The sequence below is a fragment of the Rhizobium sp. ERR 942 genome (assembly GCF_007828395.1).
Lineage (GTDB): Bacteria > Pseudomonadota > Alphaproteobacteria > Rhizobiales > Rhizobiaceae > Rhizobium > Rhizobium dioscoreae.
Genome location: NZ_VIUA01000002.1, coordinates 266841 through 284715, shown reverse-complemented (window position 1 = coordinate 284715; position 17875 = coordinate 266841). Strand labels below are relative to the sequence as shown.

Sequence of the window (17875 nt, the reverse complement as noted above, 5' to 3'; positions counted from 1 at the left end):
CATTCTCCACATGACCCCAGTCCTTTCGGCGGGCTTTCAGCCGGAGAGACATGCACCAATTCGGGGTACGATCGCTTGACAAGCGAAGAATGTTTGTGAAGTTTGACTGTTATGAGTGAGGTGGCTGATTGGTTATCTTATACAAGTCCGATCAGTCGGAAAAACGCTGCCGAGGCAGTGTTTGAGGATATTCGTTCGGCAATAATATCGGGACGGTTGGCGGTCGGGACACGGCTGCCCGCTGAGTCGCAGCTTGCGACGCGTTATGGTGTCAGTCGTCCGATCATCCGCGAAGCGCTCCGCTCGCTTCAGACGCTCGGCCTCACTCAGACGCGCACCGGCAGCGGCACCTACGTTCTGACCTCCACTCCCGGTCCGGAACTCCGCTATGGCGGTTATTCCGCCCGCGACCTGATCGAGGCGCGTCCGTTTATCGAAGTCCCGGCGGCAGGTTGGGCGGCGCTACGGCGCACGGAACAGCAGCTGGCGCGCCTGCTTGAACTTTGTGATGAGATGGACGGGGAAGAAGACCCATTGAAGTGGGTAACTCTGGACTCGGAATTCCATTCCATGATTGCCGAATCCTCCGGAAATGCCGTCTTTTCCAAGATCGTTTCCGACGCCCGCGACGCACTGATGCGCCAATCGGAGTTGGTCAACATGATGGCGCAGCGCCGCGTGGCGTCGAATGTCGAGCACCGCCGCATCGTCGAGGCGATTGCGGCGGCGTCGGAGGAGGAGGCCATCGCGGCGATGGAGGCCCATCTCGGTCAGGTCAAGCGCGTGGTGACCACGATCATCGGCGAGGGGCAACAGCCTCATTGAGAGCAATCGGCAGGTTGGCGAGCCGTTCCGGCCGTAGCGCCTCGAAAAGCTCTTCCGCGGTCAGATATCCATGATCCAGCACGATTTCCGGCACTGTGCGTCCTGTTGCCAGCGCCTCGCGAGCAACTTTGGTCGCCGCCTGGTAGCCGATCAAAGGATTGAGCGCTGTCGCAAGGCCAATCGATTCCTGCAGGCGTTGTGCCATCAAAGCCGGATTGGCCGTGATGCCGTCAACGCAGCGTTCGGCTAGGATATGGCAGGCGGCGGTCAGATGCATGATGCTTTCCGACAGCGAGCGCACGATGATCGGCTCGAAGGCATTGAGCTGCAGTTGGCCCGCTTCCGCCGCCATGGTCACGGTAATGTCGTTGCCGATGACGGAAAACGCCACCTGGTTGACCATTTCCGGGATCACTGGATTGACCTTGCCGGGCATGATGCTCGAACCCGCCTGCATGGCCGGCAGCGTAATCTCGCCAATGCCGGCCCGTGGTCCGGAAGAGAGCAGGCGTAGGTCGTTGCAGGTCTTGGATAGCTTGACCGCAACACGCTTCAAAACGCCGGAAAGGTGGACAAAGGCGCCAGGGTCCTGCGTTGCTTCGATGAGGTCACTTGCGGTGACCAGCGGGCGGCCCGTCAGTCGGGCGAGATGGGAGCAGGCAAGGGCAGCATAGCCGACAGGTGCATTGAGGCCGGTGCCGATGGCGGTGGCGCCGAGATTGACCTCATGCAGGAGGGCTGCCGATTCGATCAGGCGGGATCGATCTTCCCCGAGCATGACGGCAAAGGTCCTGAATTCCTGGCCGAGCGTCATCGGCACGGCATCCTGCAGCTGCGTGCGGCCGATCTTCAGAATGCCGTCGAATTCCTTGGCCTTGCGTTCGAAGGCCTCCTGCAGCGTCTCCATTGCCGCCGCTAGATTGTCGATCGCTTCGATCAGCGCGACATTGACGGCTGTCGGATAGGCGTCGTTGGTGGATTGGCTGAGATTGACGTGGTCGTTCGGATGAAGGTGGGCATAGTCGCCCTTGGCATGGCCGAGCAGTTCGAGCGCGCGGTTGGCGATGACCTCATTGGCGTTCATGTTGGTAGAAGTGCCGGCGCCGCCTTGAATCACATCCACGACGAACTGGTTGTGAAGCTCGCCGGCGCGGATTTCGCGGCAGGCGCGCACGATGGCGTCGAGCCTTTCCTTGCTGAGCAAGCCAAGTTCGTGATTGGCAAGAGCCGCTGCTTCCTTGACGAAGGCCAGGCCCCGAATGAGATGTGCATAGCGGCCGATCGGTGTTCCCGTGACCTGGAAATTCTCAACCGCTCTTGCGGTGTGTACCCCCCAATAAACCTCAGCCGGAATATCCTTTTCGCCCAGCAGGTCATACTCGCTTCGCGTCTTGACCACATTATCCTCCTATGGTCGAAATCAAGCTATATCTGTCAAGCTGTATGACAGATTTTGAAATCTGTTATCCGTTCGCTCCTGCCACGTCAATAAGTGCTGCCCGGCTTGACCTGCGGACTTTTCTATGTCTAAGAGAAAATCTGTCATACAGCATTACAGCATGACCGGCGATCGCTAGGCTTGATCGGCGGCCAGATTAAGGCAGCGGCATCCGGTTGGGTGCAAAATCACCCCGGATCCGCCTATGGACAAACGGCTCGAGGGAGGAGCAATGTCAGTCGAACCTATTCAGAATATTCCGGCGGATCGCCGGCCGCCGGTCAATGAGGATCTTGGCTACCACAAGGCGTTGAAGCCACGGCAGATCCAGATGATCGCCATCGGCGGCGCTATCGGCACCGGTCTCTTCCTCGGCGCGGGCGGACGCCTTGCCGCAGCCGGGCCAGCGCTCATCTTCGTCTACGCGCTCTGCGGCTTCTTTGCCTTTCTGGTGCTGCGCGCGCTCGGCGAACTCATTATGCACCGCCCGAGCTCCGGCTCTTTCGTTTCCTATGCCCGCGAGTTCTATGGTGAGAAGATGGCCTTTGCCGTCGGCTGGATGTACTGGCTGAACTGGGCCATGACCTCGGTTGCCGATGTGACGGCCGTCGCCCTCTACATGAACTTCTTCAAGCATTACGTGCCCTGGCTTGCGGGCATCGATCAATGGGTCTTCGCGCTGATTGCGCTGATGGTCGTGCTGGCCATGAACCTTCTGTCGGTGAAGGTCTTCGGCGAGCTCGAATTCTGGTTCAGTCTGGTGAAGGTTCTGGCGCTGGTCAGCTTTCTCGTCATCGGCATCTATTTCGTCGTTTCAGGCACGCCGATTGCCGGTCATTCGGCAGGCTTCAGCATCATCAGCGACAGTGGCGGCTTCTTCCCCAACGGCATTTTGCCGGCCTTCGTCATCATACAGGGCGTGGTCTTCGCCTATGCATCGATCGAGCTGATCGGCACGACCGCCGGTGAAACAGAAGATCCGCGCAAGGTCATGCCTGGCGCGATCCGCACGGTGGTCGCCCGCCTGTTGGTCTTCTATGTCGGCTCGGTCCTGCTTCTGTCACTGCTTCTGCCCTATACGGCCTACAAGGCAGGCGAGAGCCCTTTCGTCACCTTCTTCGGGACGATCGGCATTCAAGGCGCGGATATCATCATGAACCTCGTCGTGTTGACGGCCGTGCTGTCCTCGCTGAATGCAGGTCTCTATTCCACCGGCCGCATCCTGCATTCGATGGCGGTTTCGGGCTCGGCACCGGCCGCGCTCGCTAAGATGAACAAGGCAGGCGTCCCCTATGGCGGCATTGCGGTGACGGCCGTCGTGACCGTCATCGGCGTGGCGCTGAACGCCGTCGTTCCGTCGGCCGCTTTCGAGATTGCCCTCAATATCTCGGCGCTCGGTATCATTTCGGCCTGGGGCGTGATCGTATTGTGCCAGCTGAAGCTCTGGAAGCTTTCCAAGCGTGGCGAGATGGCCCGCCCGGATTTCCGCATGTTCGGCGCCCCCTATACCGGCATCCTGACGTTGGTCTTCCTCTTTGCGGTGCTGGTGCTGATGGCGCTCGACTATCCGGTCGGAACCTGGACAATCGCCTCGCTTGTCCTGATTGCACCGGCTCTGGTCATCGGCTGGTATCTGTTGCGGGATCGAATCTATCGGCTGGCGGCCGAGCGGGGCCAGTCGTGACGGCAGGGCAAGTCAATCCGCTGGTGGCAGTCATTGCCACCGGCGGCACCATTGCGAGCGAACGCGCCGATAGCGGCGCCAGCATACCGTCGCTGACGGGTGAGAGCCTGTTGGCATTGCTCCCAGACATGCCTGTCGATCTCAGGCCCATCGAGTTGATGGCAAAGGATTCGGCGAGCCTGACGCTCGCCGACATGCAGGAAATCAGCGACAAGGTGGGTGAATTGCTTGACGATGCCGCCGTCAGCGGTATCGTCATCCTGCATGGGACCGATGCGATGGAGGAGACGGCACTGCTCGTCCATCTGCAGCACGGCCTGAACAAGCCGGTCGTCTTCACCGGCGCGCAGTTCACAGCGGATCATCCCAAGGCCGACGGACCCGGCAACCTCGCCGCGGCCGTCGCTGCAGCCGTCGATCCTGCAAACACGAAGCGTGGCGTGCTCGTCTGTTTCGGCGGCCGGTTGTTGCCGGCCTGGGGCCTCTATAAGCACTCTTCGGATATCGCTGATGCGTTCCGTCAATCGCGGCCGCTCGAAAATCCGCCAAGTCCGCGGCTTGCGGCGGCGCTCGATAACGTGCGGATTGATGTCGTCGCAATCTACCCTGGCTGTGACTCGGTGCATGTGGATGCAAGCCTGAGGGCAGACGCCCATGGCATCGTTCTGGCTGCCCTCGGTTCCGGCAATGCCAATCCGCGTCTGGTCGAGGCTGTCAGGCGCTGTGCCGATGTCGGCGTACCCGTCGTGGTTTCCAGCCGCGTACCGGAAGGCTTGCTCGTTTCCAGCTATGGCGGTGGCGGTGGCGGCCATGATCTTGCGGCGGCCGGTGCAATACACTCCTCCACACTGCGACCGGGGCAGGCGAGAGTTGTGCTGGCAGCCCTGGTTGCCTCTGGAGCCACTGCGGACGTCGTCAAGCAGGTATTCTCTGATTTCGCAGACGTGAAGTCCTGAGCAAGGGCTTTCGTGGAAAAGTAATCTTGTGTCGTTGGATTCAGCGGGCTTGAAATCAGGTCTGTTATCTTGCATATACATATGGATATGCAAGGAGGGAGGTTAGCATGCGCCATCTCCGACATAACGAACCTAGTCCGCGACGAGAAGCCAAGCTGTTTCGCAACAACAAGAGCCAGGCCGTACGTATCCCAGCTGACTTCGAACTTCCTGGCGATCGGGTGATGATCCACCGGGAAGGAGACCGGCTTATTATCGAGCCGGTGCGCCGCAAGAGCTTGCTTGACGTTTTGGCAAGTTTGGAGCCACTCGAGCCAGAGGATCAGTTTCCCGATATCGACGATACTTTGCTGCCAGCGAGGGAAATCGAGCTTTGAGCAGGCTCTATATGCTGGATACGAATATCGTATCCGAACTTGCGCGAAACCCACAGGGCGCCGTTGCCAGGCGCATCGCCGATGTCGGGCCGGATGCAATTTGCGTCAGCATCATTACAGCCGCGGAATTGCGCTACGGCTGCGCTAAAAAGGGATCGCCGAAACTACTGGCACAGATTGAGGCCATTCTGGGGAGCATCCCGGTGCTCGCGCTCGATATTCCTGCCGATGCCGAATACGGCGCCATCAGGGCTGAGCTGGAAGTTGCCGGCAAACCTATCGGTCCAAACGACCTGCTGATTGCTGCTCACGCCTATGCGGTAGAGGCCGTCCTGGTAACGGCCAATATCGGGGAGTTCAAGCGCGTCCGCGATCTCCGTGTCGAAAACTGGCTGGATTGAGCGGCGGGCCGGCCGTTGATGACGGCGCGGCCCGAATATTCGCTGAATACTGTCTTCGTTATGCCGTTTGCGTTGCCTTGGCGACGACGACGGGGATCAGGAGATCGCCCCAGTTGCCGTTGCCGCCGTGGTGGCGCGCCGAGCGGACGAGCTCGACCGAAACGCCGGCCTCGACCGCATTCATCACTGCCTGGTTGAGGCGATGCAGTTCATTGGCCAGCATGCGGATGACCGCCTGCTGATCGGCATTCATGGTGAGAGATTGCTCCTCTGCTCTCTCGCGAACGCGTGCTATCGATGCCATGTCATTCTCCTCCTAAGATCCTGAAATCATTCTGCTGCCGGTTTGAACTGGGCATGCTCGGTCGATCCGTGCATTGCCGTGGTGGATGACTGGCCGCCGGTGATCGCCAGCGAAACCGCATCGAAATAGCCGGTGCCGACTTCACGCTGATGTTTGGTGGCGGTGTAGCCATTGGCCTCGGCTGCAAATTCGGCTTCCTGTAGCTCCGAATAGGCGGCCATCTGTCGAACCTTGTAGCCGCGCGCGAGCTCGAACATGCCGAAATTCAGCTGGTGGAAGCCGGCAAGCGTGATGAACTGGAACTTGTAGCCCATGGCGCCCAGCTCGCGCTGGAACTTGGCGATCGTCGCGTCATCCAGGTTCTTCTTCCAGTTGAAGGACGGCGAGCAATTGTAAGCCAGCAGCTTGCCGGGGTGGACCCGATGCACGCCCTCGGCAAATCTACGCGCCTGCTCCAGATCCGGCTTCGACGTCTCGCACCAGATGAGATCGCAATGCGGCGCATAGGCGACCGCACGGGCGATGCAGGGTTCGATGCCGTTCCTGACCTGATAGAAGCCTTCGACCGTGCGGCCGGCGTCGTAATCGACGAAAGGCTGGTCGCGTTCGTCGATATCCGAGGTCAGAAGTTTGGCGGCCTCGGCGTCGGTACGCGCAACCACGAGGGTCGGCACGCCCATGACGTCGGCCGCAAGCCGTGCTGCGTTGAGATTGCGGATATGGGCCGCCGTCGGGATGAGGACCTTGCCGCCGAGATGGCCGCATTTCTTCTCCGATGCCAGCTGATCCTCGAAGTGGACGCCCGCAGCCCCCGCCTCGATATAGGCCTTCATGATCTCGAAGGCATTGAGGGGGCCACCGAAGCCCGCTTCGGCATCGGCAACGATCGGCGCAAACCACGTGTCGACGGAAAGCCCTTTGCCTTCCGCGGTCTCGATCTGGTCGGCCCTTTGCAGGGTGCGGTTGATGCGCTTGGCCAATTCCGGACCCGCATTGGCAGGATAGAGCGATTGGTCGGGGTACATGGCCGAAGCCGTGTTGGCGTCGGCGGCAACCTGCCATCCCGAGAGATAGATCGCCTTCAGGCCGGCGCGGACCATCTGCATGGCCTGATTGCCCGAGAGCGCACCGAGCGCATTGACGAAATCCTCCTCGTGGATGAGCTGCCAGAGGCGGTTCGCACCCATCTCGGCCAGTGAATGACGGATGCTGACCGATCCGCGCAGCCGCTCCACATCCGCGGCCTTGTAGGGGCGCTCGATGCCATCGAAACGCCCAGTGGGTGCGCTGGGAACCAGTTTGTAAAAATCTGTCATGCTATTCTCCCGGTACTTCCTCTTGATCCTTCGATCGATCTCCGTTGCACGACTATTTTTACAATATCAATGCTGTAAGGGCGAGGAAAACTGGAAAATGCCGTTAGATAAAAGGGTTATGATGTGTTACTGTTGACATTAGTCTTCGGTAAAATTGTAAATCTTGTAAAATCTTGCTGATGAGAGCTTTGTAAAAGGTATGACACATGGTTGAGCGCAAGATCTTTGCAGGTCCGAAGGTTCGGCGCATTCGCATGGGCCTCGGTCTGACACAGACGACGATGGCGCAGGCGCTCGATATTTCGCCATCCTATCTCAACCTCATCGAGCGCAACCAGCGGCCGCTGACCGTGCAACTGCTGTTGAAGCTGTCGGCGGTCTATAAGGTCGACCTCGACGAGCTGCAGGGCGGAGAGGCCGGCAGTGCAGGGCAATTGCGTGAAGTCTTTGCCGATCCACTGCTGTCAGGCGAGATCCCTGGGGATCAGGAGCTGATCGAGCTCGCCGAGGCCGCGCCGAATGCGGCAAACGGCATGATCCGGCTTTATCGCGCCTATCGCGAGCAGGCCGCAAGATTGTCCGATCTCGCTGAGCTTCTGGGCCGCGAGGGCCGGGTTGCCGAGGTCGCCGGACCGCGACTGCCGCTCGACGAGGTTCACGATCGCCTTCAGTCGCGTCCGAATTTCTTTGCTCGCATCGAGGATGCTGCGGAAACCTTCCATGAGCGCCTGTCGCCCGGCGACGACCTGGCGGGCGCATTGAAGGCATGGCTAAAGGCCGAGCATGGCATCGCGGTGCGCCTGTTGCCAGTGCACGCCATGCCTGGTTTGCGTCGTCGCTACGACCGGCATTCGATGCGGCTTTTCCTGTCGGAGCGTCTTTCGCCCTTCGATCAGATCCGTGAGATTGCGACTGAAGTCTCTCTTTTGGCCCTGCGTCAAGAGATCGCCGCCGAACTCGATGCTCTCGCGCTTTCGACGCCTGAGGCCAATCGCATCGCCCGTTTCGAGCTGGCGCGCTACGCTTCCCATGCGCTTCTGATGCCGTATGGCGCCTATCTCTCGGCAGCACAGCGACTGCATTATGATATCGATGGTCTGAGTGCCCGTTTCGGCGTTTCTTACGAGCAGGCCGCCACGCGGCTGACCAGCCTGCAGCGCCCCGGCGCATCCGGCATTCCGTTTTTCCTGACGGAGATCGATAATGCCGGCCATCGTCTGCGCAAGGCTGGCGCCCAAGGCTTTCCACAGGCGCGTTTCGGTGGCGCCTGTCCGAAGCTCAATATCCATGCCGCTTTCAGTGAGCCCGGCCAGATATTGGTGGACGCTGCCCAAATGCCTGACGGGGGCGGCTTTCTGACAATCTCGCGAACGATCGAGGGGCCGCGGGCCGAATTCGGCGAAAGGGTGCGCCGCACCGCACTTCTGATCGGCTGCGATATCTCCCATTGCGACGAGGTGGTCTACGGGAAGGCGCTGGGTAGCAATCAGGTCATGATCGGTCCTGCCTGCCGCCTATGCGAACGGCAGGGCTGTCTGGCGAGAGCCGAACCGCCGGTCACGCGCCCGCTTGGCCTCGATGAGATGGCCGCTGGTCTGAGTGTGTTCGATTTTCAGTAACGGCATTGATTATCGCTGGTTAGAAGAAGGCCGGGCCGCCGAGCCCGGCTCCTGTTTTTTTTGATGTTTCAGCCAAAATCAGGCATAAAGCCCGAACTGTGCATCATATAGCCGCGCATAAGCGCCGCGCCCGGCGAGCAGCTCGTCATGCGATCCCTCTTCGACAATGCCCTTGTCGCCCATAACGATGATGCGGTCGGCATTGCGGATGGTCGACAGTCGATGAGCGACGACGAGTGTCGTGCGTCCCTTCGCAAGCTCGAGCAGTGCCTGCTGGATGGCGTATTCGGTGGCCGTATCGAGCGCCGAGGTGGCCTCGTCAAGGATGAGGATCGGCGGGTCTTTCAAGAAGATGCGGGCGATCGCAAGGCGCTGTTTCTGTCCGCCCGAAAGCTTGACGCCGCGCTCGCCTGTCGGCGTATCGAGGCCGGCGGGCAGGGAGCGGACGAATTCGTCAAGCGAGGCGCGCCGCAGCGCCTTCATGATATCGTCGTCCGTCGCGCCGAGCTTTCCATAGGCGATGTTCTCGCGGATGGTCGAACCGAACAGGAAGACGTCCTGCTGCACGATGCCGATCTGGCTGCGTAGCGAGGTCTGCGTCATATCGCGAATGTCGGTGCCGTCGATGGTAATGCTGCCAGCCGTCACATCGTAGAAGCGCGGCAGCAACGAGCAGATCGTTGTCTTGCCGGTGCCGGAGGCGCCGACGAAGGCCACCGTCTCGCCCGATGCGATAGTCAGGTTCAGATCCTTGAAGATCGTCGCCTGATCGGAATAGCCGAAGGTAACGCCCTGGTAGGCGATATCGCCTTTCAGGTGATCGATCGCGACAGCATTCGGCCGATCGGCAAGATCCGGTTCCGTGTCGATCAATGATAGGAAGCGTTTGAAGCCGGCAATACCCTTGGGATAGGTCTCGATGACCGATGTGATCTTGTCGATCGGCCGGAAGAAGACGTTGATGAGCAGCAGGAAGCTGATGAAGCCGCCATAGCTCAGCTCCCCCGATATGACGAACCAGGTACCCGCCATCATCACGATCAGCTGGACGAGGCGCGTGCTGAAATAGCTGAGTGCGATGCTTGCCGTCATATAGGCATAGCCGTCGAGCTTGGTCGCCTTGTAATCCTCGTTGTCGCTGGCAAACAGCTGGCTTTCGTATCGTTCATTGGCAAAAGCCTTGACCACACGGATGCCGCCGACTGTTTCCTGCATGCGCGTGTTGAAGTTGCCGACCTTGCCGAATAGGCTGCGCGAATTCAGCGTCATTTTCGAGCCGTAGCGGCTGACGAGCCAGGTCATGAACGGCACGATGATCGTCGTCAGCAGCGCCAGCTTCCAATGGACGCTGAACATCAGCAGGAAGGCCCCGACGAAGGTCATGATCGCGATGAACAGGTCCTCGGGGCCATGGTGGGCGATCTCGCCCACTTCCTCGAGATCCTTGGTGACGTGGGTAATCAGATGGCCGGTGCGGTTGTTGTCGAAATAACGGAAGGAAAGCTTCTGGATATGATCGAAGGCCTGGCGGCGCATGTCGGATTCGATCGAGATACCAAGCGCATGGCCCCAATAGTTGACGATCGCCGAAAGGCCGGTCGCCACCGCGTAGACGACGAGGAGCAGCACCGCCGTCGTAAAGATCAGGCTCCAGTCGCGGCTTGGAAGCAGTTCATCAACGAAAAGCTTGACTGCCAGAGGGAAGCCGAGTTCCAGCAGGCCGGCGAGCACGGCGCAGCCGAAATCCAGGAAAAACAGCGTCTTGTAACGCGCGTAATAAGAAACGAAACGACGAAGCATGAATGCCCTCCATGGGCACTGAAGAGGATATGGGAGACAAGAACGGACTGAGCGGCAGCCCGAATTCGGCATCGCCGTTCAGCGTTAATTGGTGCCGAAATTTCTCATCTGGCGATCCTCCTGCTTCGGTCGCGCGTTTGGTATAGCCGACGCATGCAGGCATGTCACCCCCATAAAGGAGGGGTGACGACCGTTGCAGATGGCCTGCCGTACCGATGTAGAAAACGCTCGCTTAGGACGAACAACGGCTGGAGGTAAATGCCTCCAGCGGGTCATGAATTCGCGACAGGTTTCGACGGCATCCTCATGCCGTCAGAGCCTATGAAGCAGCCCGGAACGTTTGATCACATCGACACGCCTCGGCGCACCGGTACGCCCTCCGAAGAATTCGCATTTGATCGCCGCGGCGATAGAGGAGAAGCGGATGGCATCTTCCGCCGCCATGCCCTCGGCAATCGCAAGAGCGAAGGCGCCGTGGAAGATATCTCCGGCGGCAAGCGTATCGACGGTCTTGATGGATATGGTCGGGCAATGCTCGACCTTGCCGGTATCATCATTGAACCAGTGACTGCCCGCTGCACCCGCCGTTACGCAGATGAAGGCATGGTCGAACCGTTGTTTCAGACGCCGCGCCATCTCGGGCACATCGCTTGTTCCCGCGATACGCTGTGCGGCTGGCTCCGAAAAGATGATGTGGGTCGCTTCCGGCGCCAGCTCCTCGATGACGCCGTCAGGAGCCACGTCGCCGTCTAGAATGGCTGGCCTGCCCATGGCTCTTGCGGTCTTGAGAACTTGCAGCGCCAACGCCGGCCAGCGGACGTCGACGAGTACGGCATCGAAGGCGGCGATCTCGTCGGCCGAGAATGCCTTGACGGTGTGGTGCAGTTCCGGATCGTAGAAGGGAACGATCAGTCTTTCGCCGTCATCGTCCACCAGGATGGTCGAGACGGCAGAGCGTGCGCCCTCTATGCGCGACATGCCTCCGACGTCGATGCCGGCGGCGTCCAGATCGCGGATAATGCGCTCGCCGGTATCGTCGCGGCCAACGGCACCCCACAGGCTTGCCTTGCCGCCGAGCCGGATAATGGCATAGGCTGCGCTGGAGGCCATGCCTTCCGCGATCTGCAGCATGTCGTAAGGCAGAACCTTTCCCTGACCCTGCGGAAGGGTGCGGACGCGAAAAAGCGTATCGAGAACGGCAGCGCCGACACAAAGGACGTGCTTGGCCCTACCGGCCGGTGGATCGAAGATGGACAGAGCGCTCAAAGCCGCCTTCCGCTCGCCTTGTCGAAAAGATGGATGCTGGCCGGGTCGATGCCGATTTCGATCTTGTCGCCGAAGCGGATGTTGAGCCGCTCGCGGAACAGACAGGAGATGTCTTCTCCGCCGCAGTCGAGTTTGGCGTAGATCTCGGAACCTGTGCCTTCGACGATGCCGACCTTGGCCGACAGGCCGCTTGCCACAGCGCGGATGTGTTCGGGCCGGATGCCGTAGACGAGCGGACGTCCACCGTGCTCAACAATAGGAAAGCCTTCCGGCAAGGGCAGGATCAGACCTTTGTCGCTGCGGAAGACGCCCTCCTCAATCCTGCCGTCGATGAAGTTCATTGAGGGCGAGCCGATGAAACCGGCGACGAAGAGGTTGGCCGGACGATCGTAGAGATCGAGCGGCGCGCCGATCTGCTCGATGAGGCCGCCATGCAGCACGACGATTTTGTCCGCCATGGTCATCGCCTCGACCTGGTCATGCGTCACGTAGATCGTCGTCGTGCCAATGCGCTGATGCATGGATTTGATCTCGCCGCGCATCTGGACGCGCAGCTTTGCATCGAGATTGGAGAGCGGTTCGTCGAACAGGAAAACTTGAGGATCGCGGACCAGTGCGCGGCCCATGGCGACGCGCTGGCGCTGGCCGCCGGAAAGCTGACGAGGCAGGCGGTCCAGCAGATTTTCCAGGCCGAGGACGGCTGCCGCCTTCCGCACCTTGGCGGCGATTTCCGAAGCCTCTGCCTTTTTCAGCTTTAGCGCAAAGCCCATGTTTTCGGCGACCGTCATATGCGGATAGAGCGCGTAGTTCTGGAAGACCATCGCAATGTCGCGATCGCGCGCCGGTAAATGGCTGACTTCGCGCCGACCGATATGGATCTCGCCGCCGCTCACCTCTTCGAGTCCGGCGATCATGCGCAGCAGCGTGGACTTGCCGCAGCCCGAAGGGCCGACGAGGACGACGAATTCGCCGTCGGCGATATCGACGCTGATATCGTGAATGACCTTTACCTGGCCGTAGCGCTTCTGGATGCTCTGTATATTGACGGGTGCCATGAATGTGATCCTATCCAAAAGATAAAGGCTGCGTCACTTGACGGCGCCGGCTGTTAGACCGGCGATGATCTGTCGTTGTGCGAACATCGTCAGCACGAGCACCGGCAGCGTTACGATCAGGGCGGCAGCAGCAAGCGGTCCCCAGCTCACCTGCTCGAAGGAGAGCATGTTATAGACGGCCACCGGCAGCGTGCGGGTCTCGCGGCTCGCAAGCACAATGCCGAAGACGAAATTGTTCCACGAGAAGATCACCGACAAAATGAAGGCGACGACGATGCCGGGCCGGGCGATGGGCAGAGCGACGAGCCGGAAGACCTGCCACGGTGTCGCGCCGTCGATGCTTGCCGCCTCCTCCAGTTCCATCGGGGTCGTTTCGAAATAGCCGATCATGATCCAGACGACGATCGGCACGGTGACGACGAGATGGATGATGATCTGCGGCCAGAGCGTTCCCAGCAGATTGAGCCATTGGAACAGCAGGAACAGCGGGATGAGGAAGGAAAGACCGGGCGTCATGCGGGCGATCATGATGACGACGGCAGACTTCTCAGCCTTCAGCCGTGCAATGCCATAACCGGCCGGCACGCCGATGATGAGTGCGAGCAGGGTCGCTGCGCCCGTCACAAGAATGGAGTTCCAGAAATAGAGAAAGAAGTTGTTTTCCTGGAAGACATTGACGTAGTTCGTCCAAGCGAAACGATCGGGAATAAGGATCGGCGGATAGGCGCCGTTGTCGATCTCGTATTTCAGCGACAGCGAGATCATCCAGAGGAAAAACAGAATAACGGGCGAGACGATGACCAGGGCCACGAAGAATAGGCCGATACGGTTGAGTGTCGAACGCTTCATCTCAATGTCCCTCCGCGTCGGTCCATTTCGTCCGCTGCCGCATCATCAGGAGGATGAAGGAGAGCGCGACGATGAGGATGAAGAACACCACTGCCATTGCCGAGCCATAGCCGATGTCGTAATAGGAAAAGGCGGTATTGTAGAGGTAGATGTTGATCGTTTCGGATGCCGTTCCCGGGCCACCCTGCGTCATCGCATAGATGATGTCGAAGCTCTTGATCGCGTCGATACCGCGGATGATGACGGCGATCATCAGGAAAGGCGAGATCATCGGCAGCGTCAGATAGCGGAACTTCTGCCAGGCATTCGCACCGTCGATTTCGGCGCTTTCATAGGGTTCGCGCGGCACGGAGGCGAGACCGCCGAGCACGATCAGCATGACCAGCGGCGTCCATTGCCACACCTCGACGAGGACAAGCGAGGGGATGACGCTCGCCTGATTGTAGATCCACTCCTGCGGTCCGATACCCACAAGCGAGAGCAGGTAATTGAGCACGCCAAGCTGCGGGTGGAACATCATGGTCCAAACGAGCGCCACCGCGACGGGAGTTGCCATCATCGGCATGACGAAGATGCCGCGCAGGAATCCGCGTAGAGGAAAGTTTGCATCGAAGATCAGTGCCGCCAGCGTTCCGAAGATCAAGGGGCCGACGACGGAGAGCACGGTATAGATAACCGTGTGCCAAAGGGATTCCCAGAAACGCGCGTCGGTCGCCAGCCGGACATAATTGTCCCAGCCGACGAAACTCTGCGATTGACCGAGCGTCCACTTGTTCACGCTCATCCACAGGGTGAAGACCCAGGGAAAGACGATGACAGCGGCAATGACGATCAATGCAGGAATCACAAAGGGCCAGTAGTTGGTAGCAAGCCGTTGCGGCTTGCTCCTTCCTTTGGTTGCCTTCGCGGCGGTATCTTCAATGCTCACGGAAGCCATCATCCCTCGCTTCGTGCCAGAACAGGCTCGAACTGGGCGGTTGCCGTCTTCAGTTCGGCTGCGGGATCTGCGCCGCCGATCATGTTTGTCAGCGCGACACCATAGATGTCGCGGAACTCGGTGACCGGGATGATGACGGGTAGCGCCAGCTGGGAGACCTTGGCGGAGCCGGCGACGGCATCGAGCCAGGCGCCTGGCATTTTCACACCTTCGCGAACCTTCTGATCCTCCAGAATGGATTGACGGAAGGGAACGCCTGCGCCGGCCTGCAGAAGACGCGCGCCCATGTCATGCGAGATCGCCCATTGGCAGAAGAGATAGGCGGCTTCCTTCTTCTGGCTGGCAGCAGTCACGCCGATGCCGTCGCCGGTCGTCGCAGCTGCCTGTACGTTCGGCCCCTTCGGCATGACGCCGTAGCCGACCTGGCCGACGACCCGCGATTTTTCCGGATTTTCGATCGGCGGCGCAAAGCCGACGCCATCCACCCACATGCCGATCTTGCCTTGCAGGAAGGCCGATTGCGCTTCCGCCCAGTTGAAGCCGGAAACACCCGGAGGTGCCGATTTCGTCATCAGGCGCTGATAAAGCTTGGCGGCGTCGACGGCGCCCTGCGATTCCGTCTGCAGCTTGCCGTCGGCCGAAAGCGGCGTCGTACCGTAGCCGAGCATGAAGGTCGTCCAGACCGGCGCGTTGGCATTCTTCAGGCCGCGGGCGACGAAGCCGTAAGTGTTGGTCGATTTGTCCGTCAGCGCCTCGGCGGCTTTCGCCATATCTTCGAAGGTTTCGGGATAGGCCAGGCCCTTCTTCTCAAACAGGGCCTTGTTCCAGTAGACGATCCAGTAGTCCACCGAGAAGGGCAGGGAGCGCATGACGCCTGCGGAATCCTTGGCGAACTTCAGCCCGGCCTCGGCGAAATCGCTTTCCGTCAGCGAGGGATCGGTGAGCGACGGGTCCTTCATGAAGCCGCTGATATCGGCGAGCCAGCCGCCCTTTTCGAACTGACGCTTCTGAACGTGGTAGCTCAGATGGACGACGTCGAAGCTGGGCTTGCCGGAGCTGAGCTCGATCGTGGTTTTCTGACGCTGCTGCTGCTCGGGTGTCGCCTCGGCATTGACCTTGATGCCGGTCAGAGCCTCGAATTCGCTTAAGTATTTGAGGATCGTTTCGCTGCGCGGGCTCTTGACCAGATTGACTTCGAGCGTCGTGCCGGCAAAGCGCTTCCAGTCGACGGCTGCCGAAGCGGTGCGGACACCGAGAAGGCTTGCCGCGCCGAGTGCAGCCGTGCCGGCCATGAAGCCGCGACGTGTCGGATTGAAAAATGACGATGACATTGCGTTCCTCCTCCTTTTGGCCGAAAATCTCCTCATTCGCGGCCTGTTATCCAAAGCTATTTACATCTTTAATGCGCGATCCCGGGCTCCGCCGATGTGGGCAACCAGCGCGGTAACCGCCTCTTCGCTGGATCGTCGCTCGATGGCCTCAAGCACTTTCAAATGCTCGTCCATGACCGGACCGACATGGCCGTTGATGCGGAACCTGTCCTGACTGATCAGTCGCATCTTGATCGAATTAACCCGATAGGCGTTCGAGATGATCGTATTGCCGAGCGCATCGATGAAGGCATCATGCATGCCCCAGTCCACCGATTGCGCGTGAAGCTCCAGCTCCGGGGAATTGTCGCCGGAGCGGATGGCATCGGCGATATCGCGATGATCCTTCAGAAGCTTGGCAATCGTCTCGTCCGATGCTGAATGGGTAAACAGCGCAACGGCTTCCTTCTCCAGAAAAAGACGAAGCTGGAACGCTTCGCGGATCAGGTCCAGATCGATATGGGCGATCTGCAATCCGCGCTGCGGAACCGTCTTGATCAGACCTTCCGCTTCCAGACGCGGGATCAATTCGCGGATCGCGCCGAGCGTCAGTCCCGTCAGCTCGACCAGCCGCCGCTGCGAGATGAATTGCCCGGGACGAACGTCGCGCGCCAAGAGATGGCGTGTGAAGCTCTCATAGGCTTTCTCTCTCAACGTTGTCTGTTCGCCTGGTCCGTCCATCGGCAGCTCCGGGCTGTTCGGTTAGGCTGCTTTGGCGCGAAACAGTGCGCCGAAAGCAGCAAAGAGCGTGTCGGAATCTTGGCTGTTCAATGCCACGAGCGGCGGGCGCACGGCAAGCCAGCTATCGTCTTCCGTCAACCGGGCGAGAATAGCCTTGATCGAAGGAATGACCGGATAGTTCAGCAGCTGTTCGACGAAACGCTCGACATTGGCGTCGTCGATGCCTTTTTCCGCCATGGCCTGCACTTCGCGAGGAAGAAGATTTGCCATGCCGGAGATTGCTCCCTGTCCGCCGAGCCGAACGCCGCGGGCAAGATGCCGCTCATCGCCGATCAGAATGATGAGATCGCCATGCGTCTTCAGCAGTTCCTCGGTATAGGGCCAGTCACCGGAGGAGTCCTTGACGCCGACAACGACATCCGGAAATGCGGCGCGCAGGCGGCCAACGAGGGAAATGGAGAGCGGCACCATCGTCACCGACGGAATATTATAGACGATCACGTCGCGGGCGTGCGTGCCGAGCATAGTGAAAACGGCCGCGAACCATTTGAAGAGGCCATCATCGCTGACGTTCTTGAAGTAGGAGGGCGGGGCAAGGAGAATGTTGCGGACACCCTGCGCCAGCGCTTGTCCAGCCTGCGCTGCCGCATCTTCTGCGGCATCGACGAGCACGCCCATGACGATCTGCTTCGGCGCAATGCCGGCGGCAAGCATGGCGGCCAGAACCTGCTTGCGCTCCTGCATGCCGATCGAAGCGCCTTCGCCCGTGGTGCCGAACAGGGTGACGCTTTTGCAGCCCTTGGCAAGGCAATGCTTCGCCTGCTCGATTACGCCCGGGATTGCAATCTCGCCATCCGCATCAAAGGGCGTTGCCAGCGCGGCCGACAGGCCAAAATTCTCGTTCATCCGATCCTCCCGATCTTATGGGATTAGTGCGTAGCACACTGACATGTTAGTTGTAAAGCGAAGTTTATATCAGTCGCCTATATGTGATTAC

The 17875-nt window shown here is 59.8% G+C and carries 17 protein-coding genes; 6 read left to right on the top strand and 11 right to left on the bottom strand.

Features of this window, described 5'->3' with window-relative positions:
* Positions 1–111: 111 nt before the first annotated feature.
* Positions 112–825 (top strand): FadR/GntR family transcriptional regulator, encoded by a 714-nt coding sequence (locus FBZ97_RS08225; protein WP_145318205.1) that lies wholly within the window; start codon positions 112–114, stop codon positions 823–825.
* Here the strand turns inward: FBZ97_RS08225 and FBZ97_RS08220 are convergent.
* Entirely contained in the window at positions 797–2224 is a 1428-nt protein-coding gene (locus FBZ97_RS08220; RefSeq protein WP_145318202.1) for an aspartate ammonia-lyase, read from the bottom strand. The genes FBZ97_RS08225 and FBZ97_RS08220 overlap by 29 nt on opposite strands.
* Positions 2225–2495: 271 nt before the next feature.
* On the opposite strand from FBZ97_RS08220, the gene FBZ97_RS08215 reads away from it, so the two are divergent.
* The 4 genes from FBZ97_RS08215 (at position 2496) to FBZ97_RS08200 (ending at position 5681) form a co-directional block, all read left to right on the top strand.
* Complete coding sequence (locus FBZ97_RS08215; RefSeq protein WP_145318200.1) at positions 2496–3947, top strand: amino acid permease; 1452 nt, start codon at positions 2496–2498, stop codon at positions 3945–3947.
* The gene (locus FBZ97_RS08210) at positions 3944–4903 is read left to right on the top strand and encodes an asparaginase domain-containing protein (protein ID WP_145318197.1); all 960 of its coding nucleotides are present in this window, start codon (positions 3944–3946) and stop codon (positions 4901–4903) included. Before FBZ97_RS08215 ends, FBZ97_RS08210 begins: the two co-directional genes overlap by 4 nt.
* Before the next feature lie 107 nt (positions 4904–5010).
* Positions 5011–5280 carry an antitoxin gene (locus FBZ97_RS08205; protein WP_145318194.1) on the top strand — a complete coding sequence of 90 codons (270 nt, stop codon included), beginning with the start codon at positions 5011–5013 and terminating at the stop codon, positions 5278–5280.
* Complete coding sequence (locus tag FBZ97_RS08200) at positions 5277–5681, top strand: type II toxin-antitoxin system VapC family toxin (RefSeq protein ID WP_145318191.1); 405 nt, start codon at positions 5277–5279, stop codon at positions 5679–5681. Before FBZ97_RS08205 ends, FBZ97_RS08200 begins: the two co-directional genes overlap by 4 nt.
* 58 nt (positions 5682–5739) lie before the next feature.
* On the opposite strand, the gene FBZ97_RS08195 is transcribed toward FBZ97_RS08200, so the two are convergent.
* Both FBZ97_RS08195 and aceA read right to left on the bottom strand, forming a co-directional pair.
* Positions 5740–5985: a hypothetical protein gene (locus tag FBZ97_RS08195; protein ID WP_145318188.1), complete on the bottom strand. Its 246-nt coding sequence runs from the start codon at positions 5983–5985 to the stop codon at positions 5740–5742.
* A gap of 26 nt (positions 5986–6011) precedes the next feature.
* Positions 6012–7301 (bottom strand): isocitrate lyase, encoded by a 1290-nt coding sequence (gene aceA, locus FBZ97_RS08190; RefSeq protein WP_145318185.1) that lies wholly within the window; start codon positions 7299–7301, stop codon positions 6012–6014.
* A gap of 206 nt (positions 7302–7507) precedes the next feature.
* Here aceA and FBZ97_RS08185 point away from each other — a divergent pair, with 206 nt between their 5' ends.
* Complete coding sequence (locus FBZ97_RS08185; RefSeq protein ID WP_145318182.1) at positions 7508–8920, top strand: XRE family transcriptional regulator; 1413 nt, start codon at positions 7508–7510, stop codon at positions 8918–8920.
* 78 nt (positions 8921–8998) lie between these two features.
* On the opposite strand, the gene FBZ97_RS08180 is transcribed toward FBZ97_RS08185, so the two are convergent.
* The 8 genes from FBZ97_RS08180 to FBZ97_RS08145 form a co-directional block, all read right to left on the bottom strand.
* Positions 8999–10720 (bottom strand): ABC transporter ATP-binding protein, encoded by a 1722-nt coding sequence (locus tag FBZ97_RS08180; RefSeq protein ID WP_145318179.1) that lies wholly within the window; start codon positions 10718–10720, stop codon positions 8999–9001.
* A gap of 312 nt (positions 10721–11032) precedes the next feature.
* Positions 11033–11986, bottom strand: coding sequence for a sugar kinase (locus FBZ97_RS08175; RefSeq protein ID WP_145318176.1), 954 nt, complete (start codon positions 11984–11986; stop codon positions 11033–11035).
* The gene (ugpC, locus tag FBZ97_RS08170; protein WP_145318173.1) at positions 11983–13041 is read right to left on the bottom strand and encodes a sn-glycerol-3-phosphate ABC transporter ATP-binding protein UgpC; all 1059 of its coding nucleotides are present in this window, start codon (positions 13039–13041) and stop codon (positions 11983–11985) included. The genes FBZ97_RS08175 and ugpC overlap by 4 nt, the downstream gene beginning before the upstream one ends.
* Before the next feature lie 33 nt (positions 13042–13074).
* Entirely contained in the window at positions 13075–13890 is an 816-nt protein-coding gene (locus FBZ97_RS08165; protein ID WP_069614523.1) for a carbohydrate ABC transporter permease, read from the bottom strand.
* A 1-nt stretch (position 13891) separates the two neighbouring features.
* Complete coding sequence (locus FBZ97_RS08160; RefSeq protein ID WP_145319983.1) at positions 13892–14827, bottom strand: sugar ABC transporter permease; 936 nt, start codon at positions 14825–14827, stop codon at positions 13892–13894.
* The gene (locus FBZ97_RS08155; protein ID WP_145318169.1) at positions 14827–16158 is read right to left on the bottom strand and encodes a sugar ABC transporter substrate-binding protein; all 1332 of its coding nucleotides are present in this window, start codon (positions 16156–16158) and stop codon (positions 14827–14829) included. Before FBZ97_RS08155 ends, FBZ97_RS08160 begins: the two co-directional genes overlap by 1 nt.
* A 60-nt stretch (positions 16159–16218) precedes the next feature.
* On the bottom strand, positions 16219–16878 hold the full coding sequence (locus tag FBZ97_RS08150) for a GntR family transcriptional regulator (protein WP_145318167.1): 660 nt from the start codon (positions 16876–16878) through the stop codon (positions 16219–16221).
* A gap of 21 nt (positions 16879–16899) precedes the next feature.
* On the bottom strand, positions 16900–17784 hold the full coding sequence (locus FBZ97_RS08145; protein WP_145318164.1) for a dihydrodipicolinate synthase family protein: 885 nt from the start codon (positions 17782–17784) through the stop codon (positions 16900–16902).
* Between the last annotated feature and the right edge of the window lie 91 nt (positions 17785–17875).